23 protein-coding genes are annotated in these 20,442 nt (G+C 57.5%); 18 read left to right on the forward strand and 5 right to left on the reverse strand.

Annotated elements, in window-relative coordinates:
- Window positions 1-85: 85 nt before the first annotated feature.
- From EYC98_RS01170 to EYC98_RS01225, 12 genes are all read left to right on the forward strand, one after another.
- Complete coding sequence (locus tag EYC98_RS01170) at window positions 86-613, forward strand: nuclear transport factor 2 family protein (RefSeq protein ID WP_279243467.1); 528 nt, start codon at window positions 86-88, stop codon at window positions 611-613.
- A 168-nt stretch (window positions 614-781) separates the two neighbouring features.
- Window positions 782-1,180: a MerR family transcriptional regulator gene (locus tag EYC98_RS01175; RefSeq protein WP_279243468.1), complete on the forward strand. Its 399-nt coding sequence runs from the start codon at window positions 782-784 to the stop codon at window positions 1,178-1,180.
- Window positions 1,177-2,346, forward strand: coding sequence for an isovaleryl-CoA dehydrogenase (locus EYC98_RS01180; protein ID WP_279243469.1), 1,170 nt, complete (start codon window positions 1,177-1,179; stop codon window positions 2,344-2,346). Before EYC98_RS01175 ends, EYC98_RS01180 begins: the two co-directional genes overlap by 4 nt.
- Window positions 2,347-2,356: 10 nt before the next feature.
- Window positions 2,357-3,964 carry a carboxyl transferase domain-containing protein gene (locus EYC98_RS01185; RefSeq protein ID WP_279243470.1) on the forward strand — a complete coding sequence of 536 codons (1,608 nt, stop codon included), beginning with the start codon at window positions 2,357-2,359 and terminating at the stop codon, window positions 3,962-3,964.
- A gap of 5 nt (window positions 3,965-3,969) precedes the next feature.
- On the forward strand, window positions 3,970-4,767 hold the full coding sequence (locus EYC98_RS01190; protein ID WP_279243471.1) for an enoyl-CoA hydratase/isomerase family protein: 798 nt from the start codon (window positions 3,970-3,972) through the stop codon (window positions 4,765-4,767).
- A complete protein-coding gene (locus tag EYC98_RS01195; protein ID WP_279243472.1) occupies window positions 4,760-6,772 on the forward strand; it encodes an acetyl/propionyl/methylcrotonyl-CoA carboxylase subunit alpha in 2,013 nt (670 codons plus the stop codon). Before EYC98_RS01190 ends, EYC98_RS01195 begins: the two co-directional genes overlap by 8 nt.
- A complete protein-coding gene (locus tag EYC98_RS01200; RefSeq protein ID WP_420887154.1) occupies window positions 6,732-7,688 on the forward strand; it encodes a hydroxymethylglutaryl-CoA lyase in 957 nt (318 codons plus the stop codon). The genes EYC98_RS01195 and EYC98_RS01200 overlap by 41 nt, the downstream gene beginning before the upstream one ends.
- Window positions 7,689-7,956: 268 nt before the next feature.
- On the forward strand, window positions 7,957-8,490 hold the full coding sequence (locus EYC98_RS01205) for a PEP-CTERM sorting domain-containing protein (RefSeq protein ID WP_279243474.1): 534 nt from the start codon (window positions 7,957-7,959) through the stop codon (window positions 8,488-8,490).
- 90 nt (window positions 8,491-8,580) lie between these two features.
- Entirely contained in the window at window positions 8,581-8,973 is a 393-nt protein-coding gene (locus EYC98_RS01210; RefSeq protein WP_279243475.1) for a hypothetical protein, read from the forward strand.
- A gap of 3 nt (window positions 8,974-8,976) precedes the next feature.
- Window positions 8,977-9,792 carry a glutaminyl-peptide cyclotransferase gene (locus tag EYC98_RS01215; protein WP_279243476.1) on the forward strand — a complete coding sequence of 272 codons (816 nt, stop codon included), beginning with the start codon at window positions 8,977-8,979 and terminating at the stop codon, window positions 9,790-9,792.
- Window positions 9,793-9,794: 2 nt separating this feature from the next.
- A complete protein-coding gene (locus tag EYC98_RS01220) occupies window positions 9,795-11,426 on the forward strand; it encodes a cation:proton antiporter family protein (protein ID WP_279243477.1) in 1,632 nt (543 codons plus the stop codon).
- 27 nt (window positions 11,427-11,453) lie between these two features.
- Window positions 11,454-12,155 (forward strand): GDSL-type esterase/lipase family protein, encoded by a 702-nt coding sequence (locus tag EYC98_RS01225; protein WP_279243478.1) that lies wholly within the window; start codon window positions 11,454-11,456, stop codon window positions 12,153-12,155.
- Here the strand turns inward: EYC98_RS01225 and EYC98_RS01230 are convergent.
- Together EYC98_RS01230 and EYC98_RS01235 are read right to left on the reverse strand one after the other, a co-directional pair.
- Entirely contained in the window at window positions 12,152-12,340 is a 189-nt protein-coding gene (locus EYC98_RS01230; RefSeq protein WP_279243479.1) for a YqaE/Pmp3 family membrane protein, read from the reverse strand. The genes EYC98_RS01225 and EYC98_RS01230 overlap by 4 nt on opposite strands.
- A gap of 12 nt (window positions 12,341-12,352) precedes the next feature.
- Complete coding sequence (locus EYC98_RS01235; RefSeq protein WP_279243480.1) at window positions 12,353-12,994, reverse strand: DUF2959 domain-containing protein; 642 nt, start codon at window positions 12,992-12,994, stop codon at window positions 12,353-12,355.
- A gap of 114 nt (window positions 12,995-13,108) precedes the next feature.
- On the opposite strand from EYC98_RS01235, the gene EYC98_RS01240 reads away from it, so the two are divergent.
- A complete protein-coding gene (locus EYC98_RS01240; protein WP_279243481.1) occupies window positions 13,109-14,545 on the forward strand; it encodes an AlkA N-terminal domain-containing protein in 1,437 nt (478 codons plus the stop codon).
- Entirely contained in the window at window positions 14,526-14,990 is a 465-nt protein-coding gene (locus tag EYC98_RS01245; RefSeq protein WP_279243482.1) for a methylated-DNA--[protein]-cysteine S-methyltransferase, read from the forward strand. Before EYC98_RS01240 ends, EYC98_RS01245 begins: the two co-directional genes overlap by 20 nt.
- On the opposite strand, the gene EYC98_RS01250 is transcribed toward EYC98_RS01245, so the two are convergent.
- On the reverse strand, window positions 14,987-15,880 hold the full coding sequence (locus EYC98_RS01250) for an MBL fold metallo-hydrolase (protein ID WP_279243483.1): 894 nt from the start codon (window positions 15,878-15,880) through the stop codon (window positions 14,987-14,989). The genes EYC98_RS01245 and EYC98_RS01250 overlap by 4 nt on opposite strands.
- 16 nt (window positions 15,881-15,896) lie before the next feature.
- A complete protein-coding gene (locus EYC98_RS01255) occupies window positions 15,897-16,133 on the reverse strand; it encodes a DUF465 domain-containing protein (RefSeq protein WP_279244870.1) in 237 nt (78 codons plus the stop codon).
- 106 nt (window positions 16,134-16,239) lie between these two features.
- Here EYC98_RS01255 and EYC98_RS01260 point away from each other — a divergent pair, with 106 nt between their 5' ends.
- Window positions 16,240-17,466 (forward strand): acyl-CoA dehydrogenase family protein, encoded by a 1,227-nt coding sequence (locus tag EYC98_RS01260; RefSeq protein ID WP_279243484.1) that lies wholly within the window; start codon window positions 16,240-16,242, stop codon window positions 17,464-17,466.
- On the opposite strand, the gene cysQ is transcribed toward EYC98_RS01260, so the two are convergent.
- Window positions 17,431-18,279, reverse strand: a complete 849-nt coding sequence (gene cysQ, locus EYC98_RS01265; RefSeq protein ID WP_279243485.1) for a 3'(2'),5'-bisphosphate nucleotidase CysQ — start codon at window positions 18,277-18,279, stop codon at window positions 17,431-17,433. The genes EYC98_RS01260 and cysQ overlap by 36 nt on opposite strands.
- Window positions 18,280-18,378: 99 nt before the next feature.
- On the opposite strand from cysQ, the gene yrfG reads away from it, so the two are divergent.
- Genes yrfG through hslO form a run of 3 tightly spaced genes read left to right on the forward strand, consistent with a single transcriptional unit; the run spans window position 18,379 to window position 20,303 of the window.
- A complete protein-coding gene (gene yrfG, locus EYC98_RS01270) occupies window positions 18,379-19,035 on the forward strand; it encodes a GMP/IMP nucleotidase (protein ID WP_279243486.1) in 657 nt (218 codons plus the stop codon).
- Window positions 19,036-19,038: 3 nt separating this feature from the next.
- A complete protein-coding gene (locus EYC98_RS01275; protein ID WP_279243487.1) occupies window positions 19,039-19,428 on the forward strand; it encodes an RNA-binding S4 domain-containing protein in 390 nt (129 codons plus the stop codon).
- Entirely contained in the window at window positions 19,428-20,303 is an 876-nt protein-coding gene (gene hslO, locus EYC98_RS01280) for an Hsp33 family molecular chaperone HslO (protein ID WP_279243488.1), read from the forward strand. The genes EYC98_RS01275 and hslO overlap by 1 nt, the downstream gene beginning before the upstream one ends.
- Window positions 20,304-20,442 lie beyond the last annotated feature (139 nt).

Consider the following 20,442-nt stretch of genomic DNA (forward strand, 5'->3'; position numbering starts at 1 on the left):
CCATTAAGCACTGCTCACCAACGTGGATTCCCGACGCAGCCTTGTTACACTCTGTCGGGCTTACGCCAAACCGGGAGAAACCACCATGAGTCTTAGCGAGTCTGCACTGCAAGCGGCCGCCCAAAAGCTGATCAACGCGCATCAGCAGGCGTCTATCGACAACGAGTGGACCTTTTTTGTTGACGAGCTATACGCCAAAGAGTGCGTCTACACCTGTGAATACGCGGGCACCATGCGGGTGGTGGCCGACGGCATCGACCAAATTAAAGCCACTCATTATGGGCGTGATATGCAAAAGGGCTGGGAGGGTTGGACCTTTCCTTACGAAGGGGTCTACGTGGGCGCAGACAATCAAGTGATCACCCACTGGCTCAACCGGGGGCCGGGCAAGAAGGACGATGGCAGCTATTATCAGACTCCCGGCCTGTCTTTTCTGACCTTTAATGCCGAGGGAAAAATTGAGCGCCAGTTCGATATGTTTGATTTGGCGCACCAAATGCTGCTGTGTGATGAGCTCGAGGACGCAGGGCTACTGTCTGCCGAGCTGAAACAAAACTGGGTACTGCCGATGAAACAAAAGCTACAACAGCAACTGGCGCGCAATACCAGCTAAACCCTACCCCTGTTTCGTGCGGGCAGTTTTGCAGCGCGGCAGCCAACTGACTCAAAGCGCACGACCTAGTAGCTTTCGCGGCATTCTTATGCCCCCATGCTGCCGCCTTAAGTTGACGTTAACGTAAACGTTACTTATAGTTCCCCCAAATACGCTCAGGCAGCCTGCATGGCAAAACGTTTCTACAGCATCTCAGAGTTAGCGCGGGAGTTTGATATCACCACCCGTACTATCCGCTTCTATGAAGAAAAAGGCCTGCTGCAGCCCCAGCGGCAGGGCCAGCAACGTCGCTACAGCGAAAGCGATCGGGTGCGCCTGACTCTGATACTGCGCGGCAAGCGTATTGGCCTGTCACTGCAGGAAAGCCAGAAATTCATTGCCATGTACGACCCCGCCCACGGCAATATCGACCAGTTACAGTCGCTACTCACCGAGGTCAATCAACGCCGGCAGCAATTACATCAGCAAATGCAGGACCTGAAAGCCATGCTCACTGAGCTAGATGACGTCCAGAGCCGCTGTCAACAAGCCCTTCAACATGCACAACAGCAGGAAACCATGTCATGAATACCCCCTACCCCACTCTCAACTTTGGCCTTGGCGAAGAAATCGATATGCTGCGCGACGCCGTGTACCAGTTGTGCGCATCCGAACTGGCGCCGCGTGCTCAGCAGATCGACAAAGACAATGCCTTTCCCATGGATATGTGGCGCAAGTTTGGCGACATGGGCCTGCTAGGCGTCACCGTTGAGGAAGAATACGGCGGCAGCGGCATGGGTTACCTGGCCCACAGCGTCGCCATGGAAGAAATCAGCCGCGCCTCGGCGTCGGTGGGATTGTCCTATGGCGCTCACTCCAACCTGTGTGTCAACCAGATTCGCAAGAATGGTAGCGAGGCGCAGAAACACCAGTATCTGCCCAAGCTGTGCAGCGGCGAACATATTGGCGCCCTGGCCATGTCCGAGCCCAATGCCGGCTCCGATGTGGTTAGCATGAAGTTGCACGCGCAAAAACAAGGCGACGTCTACGTGCTCAATGGCTCCAAGATGTGGATCACCAATGGTCCGGATGCCCATACTTATGTCATCTACGCCAAAACTGACGTCGACGCCGGCGCCAAAGGCATAACGGCTTTTATCGTCGAGCGTGACTATCCCGGGTTTAGCCGCGGCCCCAAGTTAGACAAGCTGGGAATGCGCGGCTCCAACACCTGCGAACTGATCTTTGAAAACTGTGAGGTGCCCGCTGCCAACATACTCGGGCAGGAGGGTTCGGGGGTGCGCGTATTAATGTCCGGCCTCGACTTTGAGCGCACCGTCTTATCTGGCGGCCCGGTCGGCATCATGCAAGCCTGCCTGGACGTAGTAATACCCTATCTGCATGACCGCGAGCAATTTGGTCAGAGCATCGGTGAGTTTCAGCTGATGCAGGGCAAACTGGCCGATATGTACACCGAGCTCAATGCCTGCCGCGCCTACCTGTATGCGGTAGCCGCCGCCTGTGACCGCGGCGAAGCCAGCCGCAAAGACGCCGCCGCTATTATTCTGTTCGCCGCTGAAAAGGCTACTCTCATGGCATCGCAAGCTATTCAGGCGCTGGGTGGCAACGGCTATATCAATGACTACGCCACTGGCCGTCTACTGCGCGACGCCAAGCTGTATGAGATCGGCGCCGGCACCTCGGAAATTCGCCGTATGCTGATTGGCCGTGAATTGTTCAAGGAAACCGCGTGAGGCAACCGCAATGAGTGTACTGACCAGCAAGATCAATAGCCGTGATGCTGACTTCGAAGCCAATCGCGAGCACATGCAAACGCAAGTCAAAGACTTGCGGCGGCTGATCGACAAGATCAAACTCGGCGGCGGCGAGAAGTACCAAAAGCGCCACCAGGCCCGCGGCAAACTACTACCGCGCGAGCGCCTCGACGGTCTACTGGATCCAGGCTCGCCATTTCTGGAGTTTTCGCAGCTGGCAGCGCACGAGGTTTACGACGACGAGGTTCCCGCCGCCGGCATCATCACTGGCATCGGCCGCGTCAGTGGCCAGGAGTGCATGATTTTCATTAACGATGCCACCGTGAAAGGCGGCACTTACTATCCCCTCACGGTCAAAAAGCAGGGCCGGGCCCAAACTATCGCTCAAGAGAACAACCTGCCCTGTATTTATCTGGTGGATTCCGGCGGCGCATTCTTGCCCTTGCAGGCCGATGTTTTCCCGGACCGCGAACATTTTGGCCATGCCTTTTTTAATCAGGCGCGCATGTCAGCTCAGGGCATTCCACAGATCGCTGCGGTTATGGGCTCTTGCACCGCCGGCGGTGCTTACCTGCCTGCCATGGCCGATGAGTCTATTATCGTCAAAGAGCAGGGCACCATTTTCCTGGCGGGACCGCCGCTGGTGAAAGCGGCCACCGGCGAGATTGTCAGCGCCGAAGATCTCGGCGGTGCCGACGTTCACTGCCGCACCTCAGGCGTGACCGACCACTATGCCAACAACGATCATCACGCCCTGCAACTGGTGCGGCAATCCATCAGCCGGCTCAACCGGGTCAAACCGCAGCAACTGGACATCAAGCCCAGCCGCGAGCCACTGCTGCCAATCGAAGATATTTACGGCGTGGTACCCAAAGACACGCGCCAGCCCTACGACGTGCGCGAGGTCATCGCGCGGCTGGTAGACGGCTCGGAGCTGGACGAGTTCAAAGCGCTGTATGGCACCACTCTGGTGTGCGGCTTTGCCCGACTTCACGGCTACCCCATCGGTATCGTTGCCAACAACGGCATTCTGTTCGGGGAGTCAGCGGAGAAAGGCGCGCACTTCATCGAACTGTGCGCCCAGCGCAAGATCCCGCTGTTGTTCCTGCAAAATATCACCGGCTTCATGGTGGGCCAGCAATACGAGGCCGGCGGTATCGCCAAGCACGGTGCCAAAATGGTTCACGCCGTCGCCTGCGCTGAGGTACCCAAGCTCACAGTGTTAATCGGCGGTTCCTTTGGCGCCGGCAACTACGGCATGTGCGGCCGCGCCTACGACCCACGTTTTTTATTCATGTGGCCCAACGCACGCATTTCGGTGATGGGCGGCGAACAGGCCGCCGGCGTGCTGGCGACCATCCGCCGCGACCAGATCGAAGCCAGCGGTGACCAGTGGAGCGCTGAAGACGAAGCCGCCTTCAAACAACCTATTCAAGATAGCTACGAAACCCAGGGCCACCCCTACTTCGCCTCTGCCCGGCTCTGGGACGATGGCGTCATCGACCCCGCCGACACGCGCATGGTACTGGGCCTGGCCCTGTCCGCTGCCCTCAATCAAACTATCGCCGAGACCAAATTCGGCGTGTTCAGGATGTAATCGTCATGACCGACAGTAGTGTAAGTATCACCACCGACGAGCGCGGCGTGGCCATCGTGCAGCTTAACCGCGCCGCCAAGCACAATGCCTTCGACGACGAGGTTATCGCCGAGCTGGACATCGCCTTTGAGGCCATTGCCGCCCAACAAGATCTGCGCGCGGTGGTACTAGCCTCCGCCGGCAAGAGTTTTTCCGCCGGCGCCGATCTCGGCTGGATGCAACGCATGGCCAACTACAGCCATGAAGAGAATCTGCAGGACGCCCGCGCCTTAGCTGAGATGTTACGCAAACTCAAGCATCTGCCTCAACCCACCCTGGCCCGGGTGCAAGGCGCCAGCTATGGCGGCGGTGTCGGGCTGGTCAGCTGCTGTGACCTGGCCATCGGCACACCCCACGCCAGCTTTTGCCTGTCAGAGGTCAAAATTGGACTGCTGCCAGCAACCATTGCCCCCTACGTCATTGCCGCCATCGGTCAGCGCGCTACCTTGCGCTACTCAGTGACCGCTGAAGTCATGAGCGCTGCCACCGCACTGGAGCTGGGTTTGCTCAGCAGTGTAGTGGCAGCGGAGGAATTGGACGCCGCTGTAGAGGCCATGCTCGATTCTCTGCTGGCCAACGGCCCCGCCGCCATGCAGGCCGCCAAGCAACTGATGAATGAGCTCGCTGGCCGCGCCATAGACGCCGACCTGATAGAAACCACCTGTAAGGCCATCGCCGATATTCGCGTATCGGCCGAGGGGCAAGATGGTTTGCAGGCTTTTTTGAATAAACAAACACCGAACTGGAGACAGGATCGTGTTTAAAAAAATACTCATCGCCAATCGCGGCGAAATCGCTTGCCGGGTCATGCGCACTGCGCACCGCCTGGGCATTGCCACCGTAGCCGTTTATTCCGATGCTGACGCCAACGCCTTGCACGTGACGATGGCCGATGAAGCAGTGCACATTGGGCCGGCTCCAGCGCGCGAGTCCTATTTATGTGCAGACAAGGTCATCGCCGCTGCCCAGCGCACTGGCGCCGAGGCGATTCACCCCGGCTATGGCTTTTTGTCAGAGAACGCGGATTTTTGCCGTGCCTGCGCCCAGGCCAATATTGTTTTCATTGGGCCACCCACCGCCGCTATTGAGGCTATGGGTTCAAAGTCGGCCGCCAAAACTATTATGGCAAAAGCACAAGTGCCACTGGTGCCCGGCTACCACGGCGACGATCAGTCGCCAGCACTGCTCAAACAGGCCGCCGAGGACATGGGCTACCCGGTGCTGCTCAAGGCAGTCGCCGGTGGCGGCGGCAAAGGTATGCGTCAGGTCTGGTCAGCCGATCAATTTGACGAAGAGCTAGCGGCTGCGCAGCGCGAGTCACTGAGCAGCTTCGGCAACAGCGACATGCTGGTAGAGAAGTACCTGACCCAGCCGCGACACGTGGAAATTCAAGTATTTTGCGACAGCCACGGCGGCGGCATTTACCTGGCCGAACGTGACTGCTCGGTGCAGCGACGCCACCAGAAGGTCATTGAGGAAGCGCCGGCACCGAACCTGCCGGCATCACTGCGCGTGGCCATGGGTGAGGCCGCCGTGCAGGCCGCCAGCGCCATCGACTACTGCGGCGCAGGTACCGTCGAGTTCTTGCTGGATACCGACGGCTCCTTTTATTTTATGGAAATGAACACCCGCCTGCAGGTGGAACACCCGGTCACTGAAATGGTTACCGGCCTGGATCTGGTGGAATGGCAACTGCGCATTGCCGCCGGTGAGCCGCTGCCACTGCAACAGGCCCAGGTGCAGGTCAACGGCCACGCCTTTGAAGCACGCATTTATGCCGAGGACCCGGCGCAGGACTTTATGCCTGCCACCGGTTTATTGGGCTTTCTGCAAACCCCGGTCGAGACCGATGTGGTGCGCGTGGACACCGGCGTGCGCCAGGGCGACGAAGTCAGTATTTACTACGACCCCATGATCGCCAAGCTAATAGTCTGGGGTGAAAACCGTCAGCAGGCACTGCAACGCCTGGCACTGGCCTTGACCCAATACCGTATCGCCGGACTCACGACCAATATCGATTTCTTATACAACCTGGCCACCAGCGCACCGTTTCAGGCCATAGAGCTGGATACCGGCTTTATCGAACGCCACCAGACCTTGCTGTTACAACCGCCTGCCGGTGACCCGGAAGAACAGCTGGGGCTGGCTGCGCTTTACATCCTGCTGGACCGCGAACGCGTTGCTCAGGCAAGTGCCAACCAGAGCGCCGACCCCAGTTCACCGTGGCACAGTACCGGTGGCTGGCGCATGAACGAGCCACATCTGCAGGCACTGGCACTGACTTATGCCGGTGAGACCTGGCTGATCAGCGCCGAACAAGTGCGCAACAGCAGCGGTAGCAGCTATAACCTGAGTTTCGAAAGCGGCAATCGTCTCAACGTCAGCGGCCAACTCAACGGCGATGAGCTCAGTGCCAATAGCGACGGCTTCAAACAGAAATTGGTGGTTGCGGAGCACGACGGTCTATTTTCAGCCTACGGCAGCAGCGGCGCCTTTCAGTTTGCAACCGCACTGCCAGACACCGGCGAAGCTGATGCCGGTGGCCCAGGCGGTAACCCGCGCGCACCCATGAACGGCCGCATTGTCGCTCTGCTAGCAGAAGTGGGCAGCGCGGTGGCAGCAGATGCTCCGCTGCTGGTGATGGAAGCCATGAAAATGGAATACACCATTCGCGCCAGCAGCGCCGGCAGCGTAACCGCGTTTTACTACCAACCCGGTGAACTGGTCGATGGCGCCGCCGAACTGCTCAACTTCGAGCCAGAGGCATAGGTCTGTGCATCACTCATTACCAGACAAGGTACGGATTGTAGAAGTGGGCGCGCGCGATGGCCTGCAGAATGAACAAGCCACTGTTCCCGTGCCAGTGCGCATTGAACTGATCCAACAGCTGGCGGACGCCGGTTTGAGTGCCATTGAAGCCGGCAGCTTTGTTAACCCCAAGTGGATTCCGCAAATGGCGGCCAGCGAGGACGTCTTCGCCGGCCTGCAGAAACGACCGAACACACAATACGCCGCCCTCACCCCCAATCTGCAAGGTTTTGAGCGGGCGCTGGCGGCAGGCGCTGATGAGGTCGCCGTGTTCGCTGCAGCCTCCGAGGCCTTCAGCCAAAAGAACATCAACTGCTCTATCAGTGAGAGCCTGAAAAGATTCGAACCGGTGATGATTGCCGCAGCCAAGGCCGGCATTCCGGTGCGAGGCTACACCTCCTGCGTGCTGGGCTGTCCCTATGAGGGCGAGTCGGATCCGCAAATTGTACTGCAGGTTACCCGCGCCCTGCTCGATATGGGCTGCTACGAAGTCTCGCTGGGCGACACCATCGGCACCGGCACAGCCGGCTCCATGACTACGCTGCTGGAGGTGCTGCTAGCAGAACTACCCGCCGCCAGTTTGGCCGTGCACTGCCACGACACCTATGGCCAGGCACTGGCCAATATTCTGGTGGCACTGCAACTGGGCATTGCGACAGTGGACGCTTCGGTCGCCGGCCTCGGTGGCTGTCCCTATGCTAAAGGCGCGACCGGGAATGTGGCGACAGAAGACGTGGTTTACCTATTGCAGGGCCTGGGTATCGACTGTGGAGTGGACCTCGAGCGCTTGATTGCTGCCGGACAATTTATTTCTCAGCACCTGCAGCGCAGTAATCAGTCACGGGTCGCTCAAGCGCTGCTGAATCGGGCCGGATAAGACGGTAAACAAGCAAAAATTGCGGCGCCGACAAGAATGATCAAAATGCTCCGCAGGGCCCGTAAAATGGCGGCCTCGCCCGAAAAAACCCTACCTTGACGCAAAGTGTGACCAAGTTCCGGTTAGTGTCAGCTATTTTTACAGAGCCCTTTAACCAGCATGGGTAAATGCTCGATCAACCGCGTCTTTGCTGGTTTCTCCATTATTGGCACGCTAGTTGCTACATCTCTATCACTTAATGAAAAATAGCACTTATTGGAGCAGGACGATGAAAAAATTAAAGACATTGATGGCAGGTTTGGCGATCGCCGTAAGCGCCACCACCGCACAGGCGGGCTTGCTAATCGTAGACATTGCTGGCTGGGGGACTGGCCCCGCTGATCCCAACTCTGCTCAGTATAACCTTGGTGTTGGTACCCTGATAACCGGGGCGTCCTACGAGGGTCTCGCGTTTGAATCCAGCGATAACGCCTACAACGATGAGCTATTGCTTTCACTCAACGACAGCAGTGCTTATGTATCATTTTGGGATGTCAATGTTGCAGGTACTGGAAACGTCCAGGGGCCGTTCGGTCAAGTAAGCGCACCCTTCGCCAACCCCGGATATTTGGGCGGGCCCTTCACCCTTACTACTGGCCTCCTGTGGGTGGAAGTGTACACAGAGGGTGATGCCAGCCTCCAGTCCATAAGTGAAGGTTTCCTCAACATCCAGTACGAGACTGCACAGGTTCCGGTTCCCGCTACCCTGGCCCTGTTTGGTCTCGGCTTACTCGGCCTCGGCTTCTCACGCCGCAAAGCCTGATCTTAACCGCTCTACTTCTAAAGCCCGCTTCGGCGGGCTTTTTTGTGGGTACCTGTTACGCCGCCAGCGCTGGCGCAAAAGCCATGACCTGTGTACATTCCCCTTCTTAAGTCGTTACCCATAGAGACCCCGGTGCCAGTAGCCGCTACCCGCCGCGCACGTGACCTCGCCGCCGCCCTGATGCTCTGTGGCGGCGTACTTAATATCGCCCAGCTGTGGCTGTTCCCGCTGGGCGGCACCACCATAGTCGCATCCGTCTTTGGCCTGATGTACCTGCTGGTTTTTTTAGGACTAGCCGGACAATCGCGGTTTACGCTGTGGTTGGCGGTGCTGATTCCAGGACTCGGCGTGGTGGCGGGCGTTGCCCGCTACGTGTCACCGGCCCCTGCCGAAATCGCGCTGGTCAATGTTGCCCTGAACCTGACGGTGATCATTATTTGCGCCGGCATTTTAATACGCACGCGTCATGTGCAGATGGACTAGGCCTTGAGTTTCGCCCGCTACCACGCGGCGCTGAGCGGCCTGTATCTGGCGCTACTGCTGGCATCCGGCACAGTAACCGGCGCCGACAAAGTCGTCACCTACCGCTACGACATCGTTGCCAGCTACCCTCACGATCGCGGCGCGTTTACCCAAGGCCTGCTGTTCAGCAAGGGTAAGCTCTATGAAAGCACCGGCAAATACGGCAGTTCCAGCTTGCGCGAAGTCGAGCTGGCCAGTGGCCTGGTTTTACGCCGACAACTGCTGGCGCAGAAGGACTTTGGCGAGGGCTTGGCGCTGATAGACAAGACCCTGGTGCAACTCACCTGGACCAGCGGCCACGGCTACCTGTGGGACATAGACAGCTTCGAACCACGCGGCAAGATGCCCTTACTTTATAACAAACCGAGCCGCGGCAAAGATCCACAGCCCTGGGGACTGTGTTTCGACGGCGAACGCCTGATTTTGAGTGATGGCAGCGAGCATTTGTTCATGCTGGACCCGCATTCCTTTCAACCACTGGGAAAAACCACAGTCACCCTGCGTGGCCGACCCCTGCGGCGACTCAATGAGCTGGAATGCATCGATGGCAAGGTCTACGCCAATATCTGGTATAGCGATCAGATCGCCATCATCAATCCCGATACGGGTCAGGTGGAGGGGCTGGTCGATCTCTCCACCCTCTATCCACTCCAGCGGCGGCGGTCGCGACACGATGTACTCAATGGCATCGCCTGGGACTCTGCAGAAAAACGCCTGTTTATTACTGGTAAGCATTGGCCGAAACTGTACCATATAGAATTGCGAGCACCCGCTGACTAACTATGCTTGATCCAGCCATTATCCTCTGCGCCCTGATTTCCGGCTTGCTGATGCGCGCACTCGGCCAACCCGCCTTACTCGGCTATCTCGCCGCCGGTTTCGTGTTGCATGAAATGGGCATCCAGGGTGAGTCGATGTTGACGGCGATCTCCGAAATCGGCATCACCCTACTGCTGTTCAGTATTGGCCTCAAACTGAATCCGCGCGACCTGCTCCAAACACGCGTCTGGGGCACCGCGGTCATTCACATGGCCGCTCTGCAATGCCTGTTTGCCGGAATGATCTGGCTCTGCGGACAAGCCCTGCCGCAGCTGGGGTTGGACCTAACCGGCACGCTGATTCTGGCTTTTGCCCTGACCTTTTCCAGCACGGTATTTGTGATTCAGGTACTACAGGAACGCGGTGAAATGGCGTCGCGTCACGCCAAGCTTGCCATTGGCATACTGATTATTCAGGATATCGCCGCGGTGGTGTTTCTGGGTTTCTCCGCGGGCAAAGTACCGCAGCTGAGCGCGCTGTTATTGCTACTGCTATTCCCGGCTCGACCGCTGATCATTCGCCTGCTGAGCCTGGCCGGGCACGGCGAGCTGTTCACGCTGTGCGGCCTGGCCATGGCCATATTGGGCGCGCAGATGTTTGAACTGGTAGGCATCAAGGGCGACCTCGGCGCACTCGTACTCGGCACTATTCTGGCTGGCGACCAGAAAGCCAAAGAGCTGGCCAAGAATCTGCTGTATTTCAAAGATCTGTTCCTGGTGGGATTTTTCCTCAGCATCGGCCTTTCCGGCTGGCCCGATCCGACCTTACTGTGGTTGGCAATAGCGCTGGGCCTACTCGCGCTACTAAAACCGCCCCTGTATTTCCTGTTGATGACGCGCTTTCACACCCCGCCACGCACCGCAGTGCTGAGTTCTCTGGCCCTGTCCAATTACAGCGAATTCGGCCTGATCGTGGTCGCAGTCGCAGCCACAGCCGGCTGGCTAGACCCCCAATGGACCGCGGCGCTGTCCATTACCATAGCTGTGTCCTTTGTACTCTCGACTCCCTTCAACACACACGCCCACGCGCTTTACCAGCGTTGGCGCAAATCGCTGACGAAACACCAGAGCGCAAACCTTCGCGCCAGTATGACGCCTCTCAACAACACCCGCATTCTGGTGCTGGGGATGGGCAACATCGGCACCGGCGCCTATAACGCCATGATGGAACGCCACGGCAGCTGTGTGGTCGGCGTCGATGACAACGACCAGAAACTCCAGCAGCATCTGGCCGACGGCCGCCGCGTGGTCGCGGCTGACGCCAGTGACCCTGACTTTTGGGGCCGGATAGACAAAGCCAACCTGGAACTGGTGATGATGGCGCTGACCAACCATGCGGAAAACAAACTGGTGGGCAAGCTGCTGCGCGAACTCGGCTATACCGGCCCTATCACTGCAGTGGTGCGGTTTGCTGAAGAAACCAAGGAGTTAGAGGAACAGGGTATATCAACCTTTAACCTGTTCGCAGAAGCGGGCTCCGGCTTTGCCGGTCATGCTGACGCACAATTGCCCGACGCGGAAGCCGATCCAGCAGGTACCAGGGAAGGCACCGACCTGAGGCAGAACTTCCCACGTCCTGACGTCACAAAAAACTAGTACAACGTCCGTCCACGGAGACCCGTAATGAAAAAAATTGTATTCCTGTTCGTCCTCGCCTTGCTGAGCAGCGTCGGCGTAATCGGCTATTCCATCGCCACCGGCATGCAAAAAGCCGCCAGTGATGACCCACGGGTCTGGGAGGATGATATTGCCGCTCTGGAGTCCAGCTGGGCCGATGCGCCCACAGGCGGCATTGTCTTTGTCGGCAGCAGTTCCATTAGACTGTGGCACACACTGGAAGCCGACATGGCTCCGCTGCCGGTGATACAGCAGGGATTCGGCGGTGCCAGAGTCAATGATGTGGCGCACTACCTGGAGCGTCTGGTATTGGCCTACGAACCCGCTAGCGTGGTCATCTTTATCGGCACCAATGACATCAATGTCAGCGACAACCCCGCCAGCGCTGTGCCTATCATTAGCAGCACCGTGGAAAACATCGTCGATCGCATTCTGCTGCAGGACGCTAACACGCAGATCTACTATATCGCTATCACCCCCACTATCATGTCCTGGGACAAATGGACTGAAGTGCAGGCGGCCAACGCCGCGGTGCGGGCAATGTGCCAAATAGGCAGCCGCTGCGAATTCATCGCCACTGCCGATTTATTCCTCGACGCAGCGGGTGAACCCAACAAGAAGCTGTATCAGTTTGATGGGCTGCACCTGAGTACAGAAGGTTACGAGCTGTGGACCAGGCGTATCAAACCCCTATTAGAGATGCGCTAGTCGCGCATCGCCTCGGAAATCTTTTTGTCTGTCTTGTACTGACTGAGCGCATAGACGGACCAGATAGCTGCCGGTATCCAACCGATCAAGGAAATCTGCAGCAGCAGACAGATGATGCCGGCAAAAGGCCGGCCGATAGTGAAAAACTGCAACCAGGGCAGTAACAGGGCGAGTAACAGACGCATAAATATTCCTTACTAAGAGGCTTGCATACTTTCAATAAAGGCATCGGACTGGGCAATAGATTTACGCATTTCTGCAATCAGCGCCGTGATGTCCTTGTCGATCTTACCAAATTCAACTTTCAGTGAAGCCACAGCGCTGGCATTCAGATTATGCTTCAGATATAGCACGTTATCTTTTAGCGCAGCCAACACCGGGTCCATACGTGCCTCAGACTTCTTTAGCGATTTTAACAAACCGTTGTAACGACTCTGAGTCTCGCGCAGCTTGCGCTTGCTATCTGCCTTGAAGGTAGCGTTGGTGTACTCTTCGATTTCTTCTTCCCATTCATCAAATAGCGCCTCGGCAACATCCTCAATAGCGGCAATACGCGAGCTGACCTCTTCTGCCGCATCGACGGAGTCTTCATATTCGTCGTTGAGATCTTCATACACGTCCTGCAAATCACCACCGTCAAAATCAATCAGCGCCAGCAGCTGCTCCTGCGCCGACTGAAACTGTTCTTCGGCATCAGCCTGCGAGTCGCGCGCATTTTCCACCCGATCGACCAGAATATCGCGCTTGTGGACGCCGACTTTCTCAGCGGCTTCGTAGTAGGCCGACTGACAGGCCACCAGCAAAAACGCGGTAGCAATTAACAATCCCAGCTTCTTCATGACACTCTCCTCAAAATAGCGCCCTATCCTAGCGCAACACCGGCCACAGACAAACCTATAGTGAGGGCCGATTTCAGCTAGGCGGCGGCTGCCGTCGGGGCTATATTGACCGCTATGCCCCTTCCAGACCCGGACCAGCTTGACCCAGCCATCTGCCGCCAGGCACACCTGTCCCGTGACCCGCGCTTTGACGGTCAGTTCTTTTTGGCGGTCACCAGCACCGGTATATACTGCCGTCCGATCTGCCCGGCGAGGACCGCCAAAGAGGACAACGTGCGCTACTTTGCCTCCGCGGCAGCGGCAGCTCAGGGTGGCTTTCGGCCCTGCCTGCGCTGTCGCCCAGAGTCAGCACCGCTAAGTCCGGCCTGGCGCGGTACCAGTACCACACTGCAAAGGGCCCTGAAGCTGATCGCCCAAGGCGCGCTCAACCAACAATCGGTCGCTGAGCTCAGCGCCAGACTTGGCATTGGCGAACGGTATTTGCGCAAACTATTTAGCCAGCAGCTGGGCGTTTCTCCCGCTGCTATTGCGCGCACCCAGCGACTGCACTTTGCACAAAAATTATTGAAGGAAACCGGTCTCAGCATCAGCGAGATTGCCTTCGCCAGTGGCTTTGGCAGCCTGCGCAGCTGTAATGCCGCATTTCGGCAACAACTGGACTGCACCCCCGGTAGCCTGCGTCGAACTGGCGAACGCGACGCTGCGGCAAGCCTAAAACTTGAACTCAGCTTTCGCCCACCTTATGACTGGGCCGGCGTACTGGCATTTTTTGGTCGCCACGCCGTCGCTGGCATTGAAACCGTAGACGACAACAGCTACTGCAGAAAATTTGTCTCCGATGGCCGCGTCTGCAGCTTAAGGGTATCCCTGCATCCGCGCCGTAACCTGCTGCTACTTGAGCCGGGCGCTGCCGCGGCACAGGATCTGATGCCACTGGTAGCCCGCATCAGGCGCATGTTCGACCTGGATGCCAGTCCCGCTGATGTGGCCCAGACACTGGCCGCTTCACCACGTCTGTCGCAACTGGCTTGCCGCTTTCCTGGACTACGTTGCCCAGGACATTGGTCCCTGTTTGAAGCAGCGGTTCGCGGCGTGGTGGGCCAGCAGATCAGTGTCAGTGCAGCGCGCGGAGTACTGGCGAAACTGGTGCGAGCCGCGGCGCCCGATGGCGCGGCTATCTTTCCAACCCCCGCGCAAATACTCGCCTTAAGCGATGCCCAGTTGCCAATGCCCGTGAAACGCAAAGCGACACTGCGGGCCGTCTGTACTTACTTCACTGATCGCGATCCTGATGACGACACAGATCCACGCCCCCAACTGCTGACTATCCCGGGCATCGGCCCCTGGACCGTCGGTATGTTGGGAATAAGAGGTCTGGGTGACCCGGATGTGTTTCCCGATGGCGACCTGATACTGCGTCGCGCTTACGATCCCGCAGGCAGGCTGAATCTGCGCGAACTGCGTGCAGAGCTGGAAAGCTGCAAACCCTGGCGCTCCTATGCCGCCAATCTACTGTGGAGGAGTCTCTCCCATGATCCGGTTTCAAACTAGTCAATCACCGCTGGGTGAACTGCGTCTGGTATCCGATGGCAATGCCATCACCAGCATCGAATTCCCAGGGCAACACGGCGAAGGCGGAGTGCCACAGGCCGACGCCATTCTGGAACGCTGTCAGCGACAGTTGCAGGAGTACTTTGAGGGCCAACGACAGGTTTTTGAACTGCCGCTGGCCCCCGCTGGAACCGAGTTTCAGCATCAGGTATGGACTATGTTGAGCCGTATTCCCTACGGCGAGTTACGTAGTTACCGCGATATCGCGATCGCCTGTAACAGGCCCAGGGCTATGCGCGCGGTAGGGGCCGCCAATGGCCGTAATCCAATACCCATTATTGTGCCCTGCCATCGTGTCATCGGCAGCAACGGCAAACTGACCGGCTATGCGGGGGGTCTGCCGGCAAAGCAGCTGTTACTGAAACTGGAAGGGGTTAGCGGTTAGCCCTCAGCAAGACTGGCGTGCAACGTACGTATCCAATTCTCCTGGTTGATAAAACCCTTACCCCAGTCGGCCCAGACCGCAGTCAAACCTTGCTCCAGCATTTGCTCCAGACTCAACCCCTGCGCCGCCAGTGCCTGCACCTCAGCGCGGGTGGCACGCATCATGTCGTGATAACGCATCAGGTCTGCACGAGTTGCCGTCTTGCCGCCATGGCCCGGCACAATCACGGTTTTGTCGTCAGTGCGCGCCAATATCGCCTCGATATTGCGGATATAGCTGGTCACTGCGCCGCCGGAATCATAGTCAACAAAAGGAAAGGAGTCTTTAAAGAACAGATCGCCCATATGTACCACATTGGCTCGGGCAAAAAACACCACGCTGTCACCATCGGTATGACCGCGTGCGTAATGACGTAATTCAACGGTGTCGGCGTTGACATGCAGCGCCATCACATTGGCGTAGGTCACCGTCGGCCACGCCTGTGGCGGTGACGGTGGCGTGTCACGACCAAAAAACTCACTGCGCTGGGTTGTCGACATTCGCAGCCTGACATTGTCCTGCGCAACCACCGTGGCTCCGGCTGCACGCCAGAAGTCATTGTTACCCGTGTGGTCACCATGCCAGTGCGTATTAATAACATAATCCGGCGCTTCAGCCCCCAGCTTGGCCAATGCATCGCGGTAGATAGGGCCTAGTCCCGCATAGTCGTTATCAATCAACAACACGCCATCCGGGCCCACGGATGCCAGCACATTGCCGCCTTTGCCCTGCAGTAAATACAGCTGGGGCGTTAGTTGAGTAGTGACAACCGTAACGCTATCGGCAGCATACGCCGGACTAAAACCCAGCAACAAAGCCCACAGCAGCAGCCCGCGGAGAGATGATTTCATAGTGGAACCTCTTTAACTAGGCATCAAGGTCGGGGATAAGATCGTCCTTGAGCAATTCAATAGCATCCTTGATCAGCAGTTTCTTTTTCTTTAACCGCTGTAACTGCAACTGATCCAGGTAGGCAAATTCGTAGAGTTCTGCGATTCTGAGATCGAGATTTCGGTGCTCATGCTGCAAGCGCAAAATTCTCGCCGCCAGCGACAATTGCGCCGGAGCCTCGTCTTCGAAGTCATTATCATCGGGGGGGAGCATATCATTCACAACGCAGGTATAGCCTAAACCGTTTAATGGGGCAACAGTCACCGACTATACTGCAGTGGGCAACTTCTTTTTGATCAACCAACAAGGATAGTAAACCATGGCCATAGACTTTTCATTTAATCCTGAAGTGGAAGCGGTAAGACATCGGGTCAAGATATTCATGAAAGACGTGGTAGCTCCGCGCTGGGCCAAGGTTGAAGCGGCCGACAACGACCGCAAAGAGCTTATCAGTGCCATCCTGGAGCTGCGCCCGCAGGCTCAGGAGCAGGGCCTGTGGATGCCGCATATGCCGGAAGAATGGGGCGGCATGGGCCTGACCCCGACAGCACTGGCAGCCGTTTCAGCGGAGGCGGCAAAGGTTGGCATTGGCCCCTATATCATGAATTGTCAGGCACCCGACGAAGGCAATATGCATACTTTGCTGCATTTTGGCACCGAGGAACAGAAGGAGAACTATCTACGACCACTGTGCGAAGGCACCACGCGCTCCTGCTTTTCCATGACCGAACCCGAAGTCGCAGGCTCTGATCCGACCCTGCTGCAGACCCGCGCCGAGCTCGACGGTGATGAATGGGTCATCAACGGTCACAAATGGTTTACCTCCGGGGCACGCGGCGCCAGCTTCGCTATTGTCATCGCCAAGACCGACCCGGACGCCGAAATCCCGCAGGCTCGAAATACGGCGTTCATCGTTCCCACTGACAGCCCCGGGTTTGAACTGGTGCGCGATATAGAAACCATGTCTGGCGGTCACAATCACTGCGAAATCCTTTACAAGGATGTGCGGGTGCCCAAAAACGCCATTCTCGGAGAGCGCGGCGGCGGCCACAAATTGGGTCAGGTCCGCCTGGGGCCAGCGCGTCTGGCGCATTGCATGCGCTGGATAGGCCAAATAGAAACCGCCCTGGAGATGCTGGTAGAGCGCGCGCAAACCCGTTACGCCCATGGCTCCCTGCTGTCTGAAAAACAGGGTATTCAGTGGATGATGGCTGACAGCGCCCGCGAGCTGTACGCGGCCAAACTCATGGTTTTGCATTGCGCCTATAAGATTGAGAATGGCATGGAGTTCAAGCAGGAAGTCTCTATGGCCAAGCACCATGTAGCCAACACGCTGTGGCAGGTAGTTGATCGCGCCATGCAGGTGTACGGCGCCCTGGGTTACTCAACCGATACTCCGCTGGCCGGCATGATGCAGCAAGCGCGCTGGTCAAGACTGGCTGATGGTGCCGATGAAGTGCACCAGATGCGCACCGCCGATTTACTGATGCAGGCCTACAACGCTACCGGTTCAGTTAACACCGGGGTGGGCGCGCTGCCGATCTAACAGGCTTGCCCACAACGGCTGCTGCGGGTCCGCCACCGCGACAAAATTGGGGCTGAACAAGCTGTCACGGGCGTTATAGTCGAGGGGGCGACCATTGAGGTCCACCACCGCCCCACCGGCGGCCTCTACCAGCGCCTGACCGGCGCCGGTATCCCATTCACAACAGGGCGAAAAACGCGGGTAGCAATCGCCCTCGCCGGTGGCCAGCTGCACAAACTTCAGCGCACTGCCGGCGTAACTGCGTCGCGCCTGATAACCCTCAGACTCTATATTAGCCAAATAGTAGTCCAGCGCAGCATCGCGGTGACGGCGGCTGGTGAGCACATCCACGGGCTGCGAGGCCTGCAGTGGGCGAGTTCGTAACGGTCGCCACTGATCTTCACTCCAGCACCATGCTCCAGCTCCCGCCGCTCCAAAATAAACAGTGCCAGCAACGGGCACAGCGACCACGCCCAGCACCGCTGTATGGGCCTCTACCAGCGCGATATTAACGGTGAATTCATCGGTACGGGACAGAAATTCTTTAGTACCGTCAAGCGGATCCACCAACCAGTAGCGCGACCACTGGCGCCGCTGGGCCTGAATATCCTCAGCGGACTCCTCTGACAGCACCGGCAAACCGAAGTCGGCCAGCCCCTCAAGCAAAATATCGTGCGCTGCCATATCCGCCGCCGTCAGCGGTGAGGCGTCGTCCTTAACAGAATGGTCCGCGGCGCTATCAGAGTGGTAATGCTGCATAATAGCGGCGGCGGCCAGCTGGCATAGCTGACGCAGCGGTTCCGCAAATTCATGGTCTGGAACAGGTAATGACACAGAAGCTACTCAAGCGCTGACAAAGAACGCATACTATACCATCCGGCGCATAACACGGCGCTGGGCCAAGCAGGCAACGCGGCGAACAAGACAGGCTTAATGATCAACTGGGACTCCATAGATACCGTCTTTCTGGATATGGACGGCACACTACTCGACCTGCAGTTCGACAACTACTTCTGGCTCCAGCATCTGCCGCGCCGCTTTGCCGAGATTCACCAACGTGATGAAGCCGAGGCTCTTGCCCATGTGCATGAACGTATCGGCCAGGTCCACGGAACGCTGAACTGGTATTGCGTAGACTACTGGTCCGAGCAGTTACAGGTAGATGTGGCAGCACTCAAGCGCGAGATCCAGCATATGATCGCCATCCGGCCGCATGTCGAGGAGTTTTTGCGCAGACTACACCAGAGCCCTAGGAAGGTCCTGTTGGTAACCAATGCACACCGCAAGGGTCTGGATATCAAACTCGCCTGCACCGGCATAGGGCGCTGGTTTGATGGCATTGTTGTCTCGCACGACCTGCGCGTTCCCAAAGAGGACCCCCAGTTCTGGCATTGCCTGCATGCTCGCCACCCATTCCAGTCAGGCTCGACCCTGCTCATCGACGATAATGAGACGGTACTGCAGTCGGCCCAGGACTACGGGATTGGCCATCTGATGACGCTGCTACAGCCCGATAGCAGCCTACAGAAACGAATCGATACGCATTTCCCGGGGATTCATCACTTTGACGAAATTATGCCCGAGGCATAGACCATGAACACCACCGACAAACTCAGGCTCGACAAATGGCTATGGGCTGCCCGCTTCTTCAAGACCCGCAGCCTGGCCAAGGCGGCGGTGGAAGGTGGCAAGGTGCAGCTGGCTGGCAATCGCGTCAAAGTCAGCAAGGAAATCAGCGTTGGCGATACGCTCAGTGTTCGTCAGGGCTGGGATCTGCGCGAGGTCACCGTACTCGGCCTCAGTCCCCAGCGACGCGGCGCTGCCGAAGCCCAACTGCTGTATGTGGAAAGCGAAGACAGCATCGCCAAACGCGAGGCTGAAGCACAGGCGCGCAAGGCCGCCGGTGGCGCACTGAACCGCCCAGACCAGCGGCCGAACAAAAAGCAGCGCCGACACATTCACCAATTCAAGAGAGAGCAGTAATGTCAGTAACCGCGGATGTGGCCAGCAAGTTTGTATTTGAAGAAGCCGATATACGCGGTGAAATCATTCACCTGGATCAATCCAGTGCGGAGATACTCGAGCTCCACCAATACCCCCCCGCAGTAGCCAGGCTATTGGGCGAGTTTCTCGCTGCCGTCGTCCTGCTCAGCACCACCATCAAGTTTGACGGCCGGATGATTCTGCAAGCCCAGGGCAGCGGTGAAATCCCACTGCTTATGGCGGAGTGCAATAGTGAGCTTGAGATTCGCGGTATCGCACGCGGCGCGGCGGAAGCCAGCGGCCAGGATTTCGCCAGCTTGCTGCCAGGTGGCACACTCGCCATCACCATCGAGCCACGCAATGGTCAGCGTTACCAGGGCATCGTGCCGCTTGAAGGCGGCAACCTGGCAGCATGTCTGGAACACTACTTTGAAAACTCTGAACAGCTGGCTACGCGTCTCTGGCTAACCTGTGATGGCAGCAGTGCCGGCGGCCTTTTGCTGCAGCAGCTTCCCGCCCAGCTGGTCAGCGACACGACCCAGCGCAGTCAACAGTGGGAACATGTTTACATTCTTGCCGACACGGTCATGGACCAGGAATTACTGCGCTCAGGCCAGGAACTATTACTGGCGCATTTGTTTCCCGAAGATCCGATAAAGTTGTTGCCGCAGCGCTCGGTCAAGTTCCAGTGCAGCTGCTCTGAGCAGCGCTGCCTGGACGCGCTCGCCTCACTAGGCTCTGTAGAGCTGGAAGAGCTGTTTGCAGAGCAAGAAATCATCACCATGGATTGCGAATTCTGCAACCAGCAATATGGCTTTAAAGCCAGTGATTTAGCGGCATCCGAGGACAATGACCCGGCCCGGAGTCAGCACTGATACTATAAGTTTTACTTATAATGAAAATTTCCTCTCTTATCTTCGCTTTCCACAGCGTTTCTGACATAATGCGCGCCTCTAAACCGACTGCAAATGGCTCGCGATTACCTCCTGAAAATCGAATAGCCGCCATGACTAA

Source organism: Candidatus Litorirhabdus singularis, assembly GCF_026262625.1.
GTDB lineage: Bacteria > Pseudomonadota > Gammaproteobacteria > Pseudomonadales > Halieaceae > Litorirhabdus > Litorirhabdus singularis.

Bases quoted from the DNA above. Each gene is read 5' to 3' on its own strand.
- EYC98_RS01170 (WP_279243467.1), top strand. From the start codon at position 86: ATGAGTCTTAGCGAGTCTGCACTGCAAGCGGCCGCCCAAAAGCTGATC.
- EYC98_RS01175 (WP_279243468.1), top strand. From the start codon at position 782: ATGGCAAAACGTTTCTACAGCATCTCAGAGTTAGCGCGGGAGTTTGAT.
- EYC98_RS01180 (WP_279243469.1), top strand. From the start codon at position 1,177: ATGAATACCCCCTACCCCACTCTCAACTTTGGCCTTGGCGAAGAAATC.
- EYC98_RS01185 (WP_279243470.1), top strand. From the start codon at position 2,357: ATGAGTGTACTGACCAGCAAGATCAATAGCCGTGATGCTGACTTCGAA.
- EYC98_RS01190 (WP_279243471.1), top strand. From the start codon at position 3,970: ATGACCGACAGTAGTGTAAGTATCACCACCGACGAGCGCGGCGTGGCC.
- EYC98_RS01200 (WP_420887154.1), top strand. From the start codon at position 6,732: ATGGCGCCGCCGAACTGCTCAACTTCGAGCCAGAGGCATAGGTCTGTG.
- EYC98_RS01205 (WP_279243474.1), top strand. From the start codon at position 7,957: ATGAAAAAATTAAAGACATTGATGGCAGGTTTGGCGATCGCCGTAAGC.
- EYC98_RS01220 (WP_279243477.1), top strand. From the start codon at position 9,795: ATGCTTGATCCAGCCATTATCCTCTGCGCCCTGATTTCCGGCTTGCTG.
- EYC98_RS01225 (WP_279243478.1), top strand. From the start codon at position 11,454: ATGAAAAAAATTGTATTCCTGTTCGTCCTCGCCTTGCTGAGCAGCGTC.
- EYC98_RS01230 (WP_279243479.1), bottom strand. From the start codon at position 12,340: ATGCGTCTGTTACTCGCCCTGTTACTGCCCTGGTTGCAGTTTTTCACT.
- EYC98_RS01235 (WP_279243480.1), bottom strand. From the start codon at position 12,994: ATGAAGAAGCTGGGATTGTTAATTGCTACCGCGTTTTTGCTGGTGGCC.
- EYC98_RS01240 (WP_279243481.1), top strand. From the start codon at position 13,109: ATGCCCCTTCCAGACCCGGACCAGCTTGACCCAGCCATCTGCCGCCAG.
- EYC98_RS01245 (WP_279243482.1), top strand. From the start codon at position 14,526: ATGATCCGGTTTCAAACTAGTCAATCACCGCTGGGTGAACTGCGTCTG.
- EYC98_RS01250 (WP_279243483.1), bottom strand. From the start codon at position 15,880: ATGAAATCATCTCTCCGCGGGCTGCTGCTGTGGGCTTTGTTGCTGGGT.
- EYC98_RS01255 (WP_279244870.1), bottom strand. From the start codon at position 16,133: ATGCTCCCCCCCGATGATAATGACTTCGAAGACGAGGCTCCGGCGCAA.
- EYC98_RS01260 (WP_279243484.1), top strand. From the start codon at position 16,240: ATGGCCATAGACTTTTCATTTAATCCTGAAGTGGAAGCGGTAAGACAT.
- yrfG (WP_279243486.1), top strand. From the start codon at position 18,379: ATGATCAACTGGGACTCCATAGATACCGTCTTTCTGGATATGGACGGC.
- EYC98_RS01275 (WP_279243487.1), top strand. From the start codon at position 19,039: ATGAACACCACCGACAAACTCAGGCTCGACAAATGGCTATGGGCTGCC.
- hslO (WP_279243488.1), top strand. From the start codon at position 19,428: ATGTCAGTAACCGCGGATGTGGCCAGCAAGTTTGTATTTGAAGAAGCC.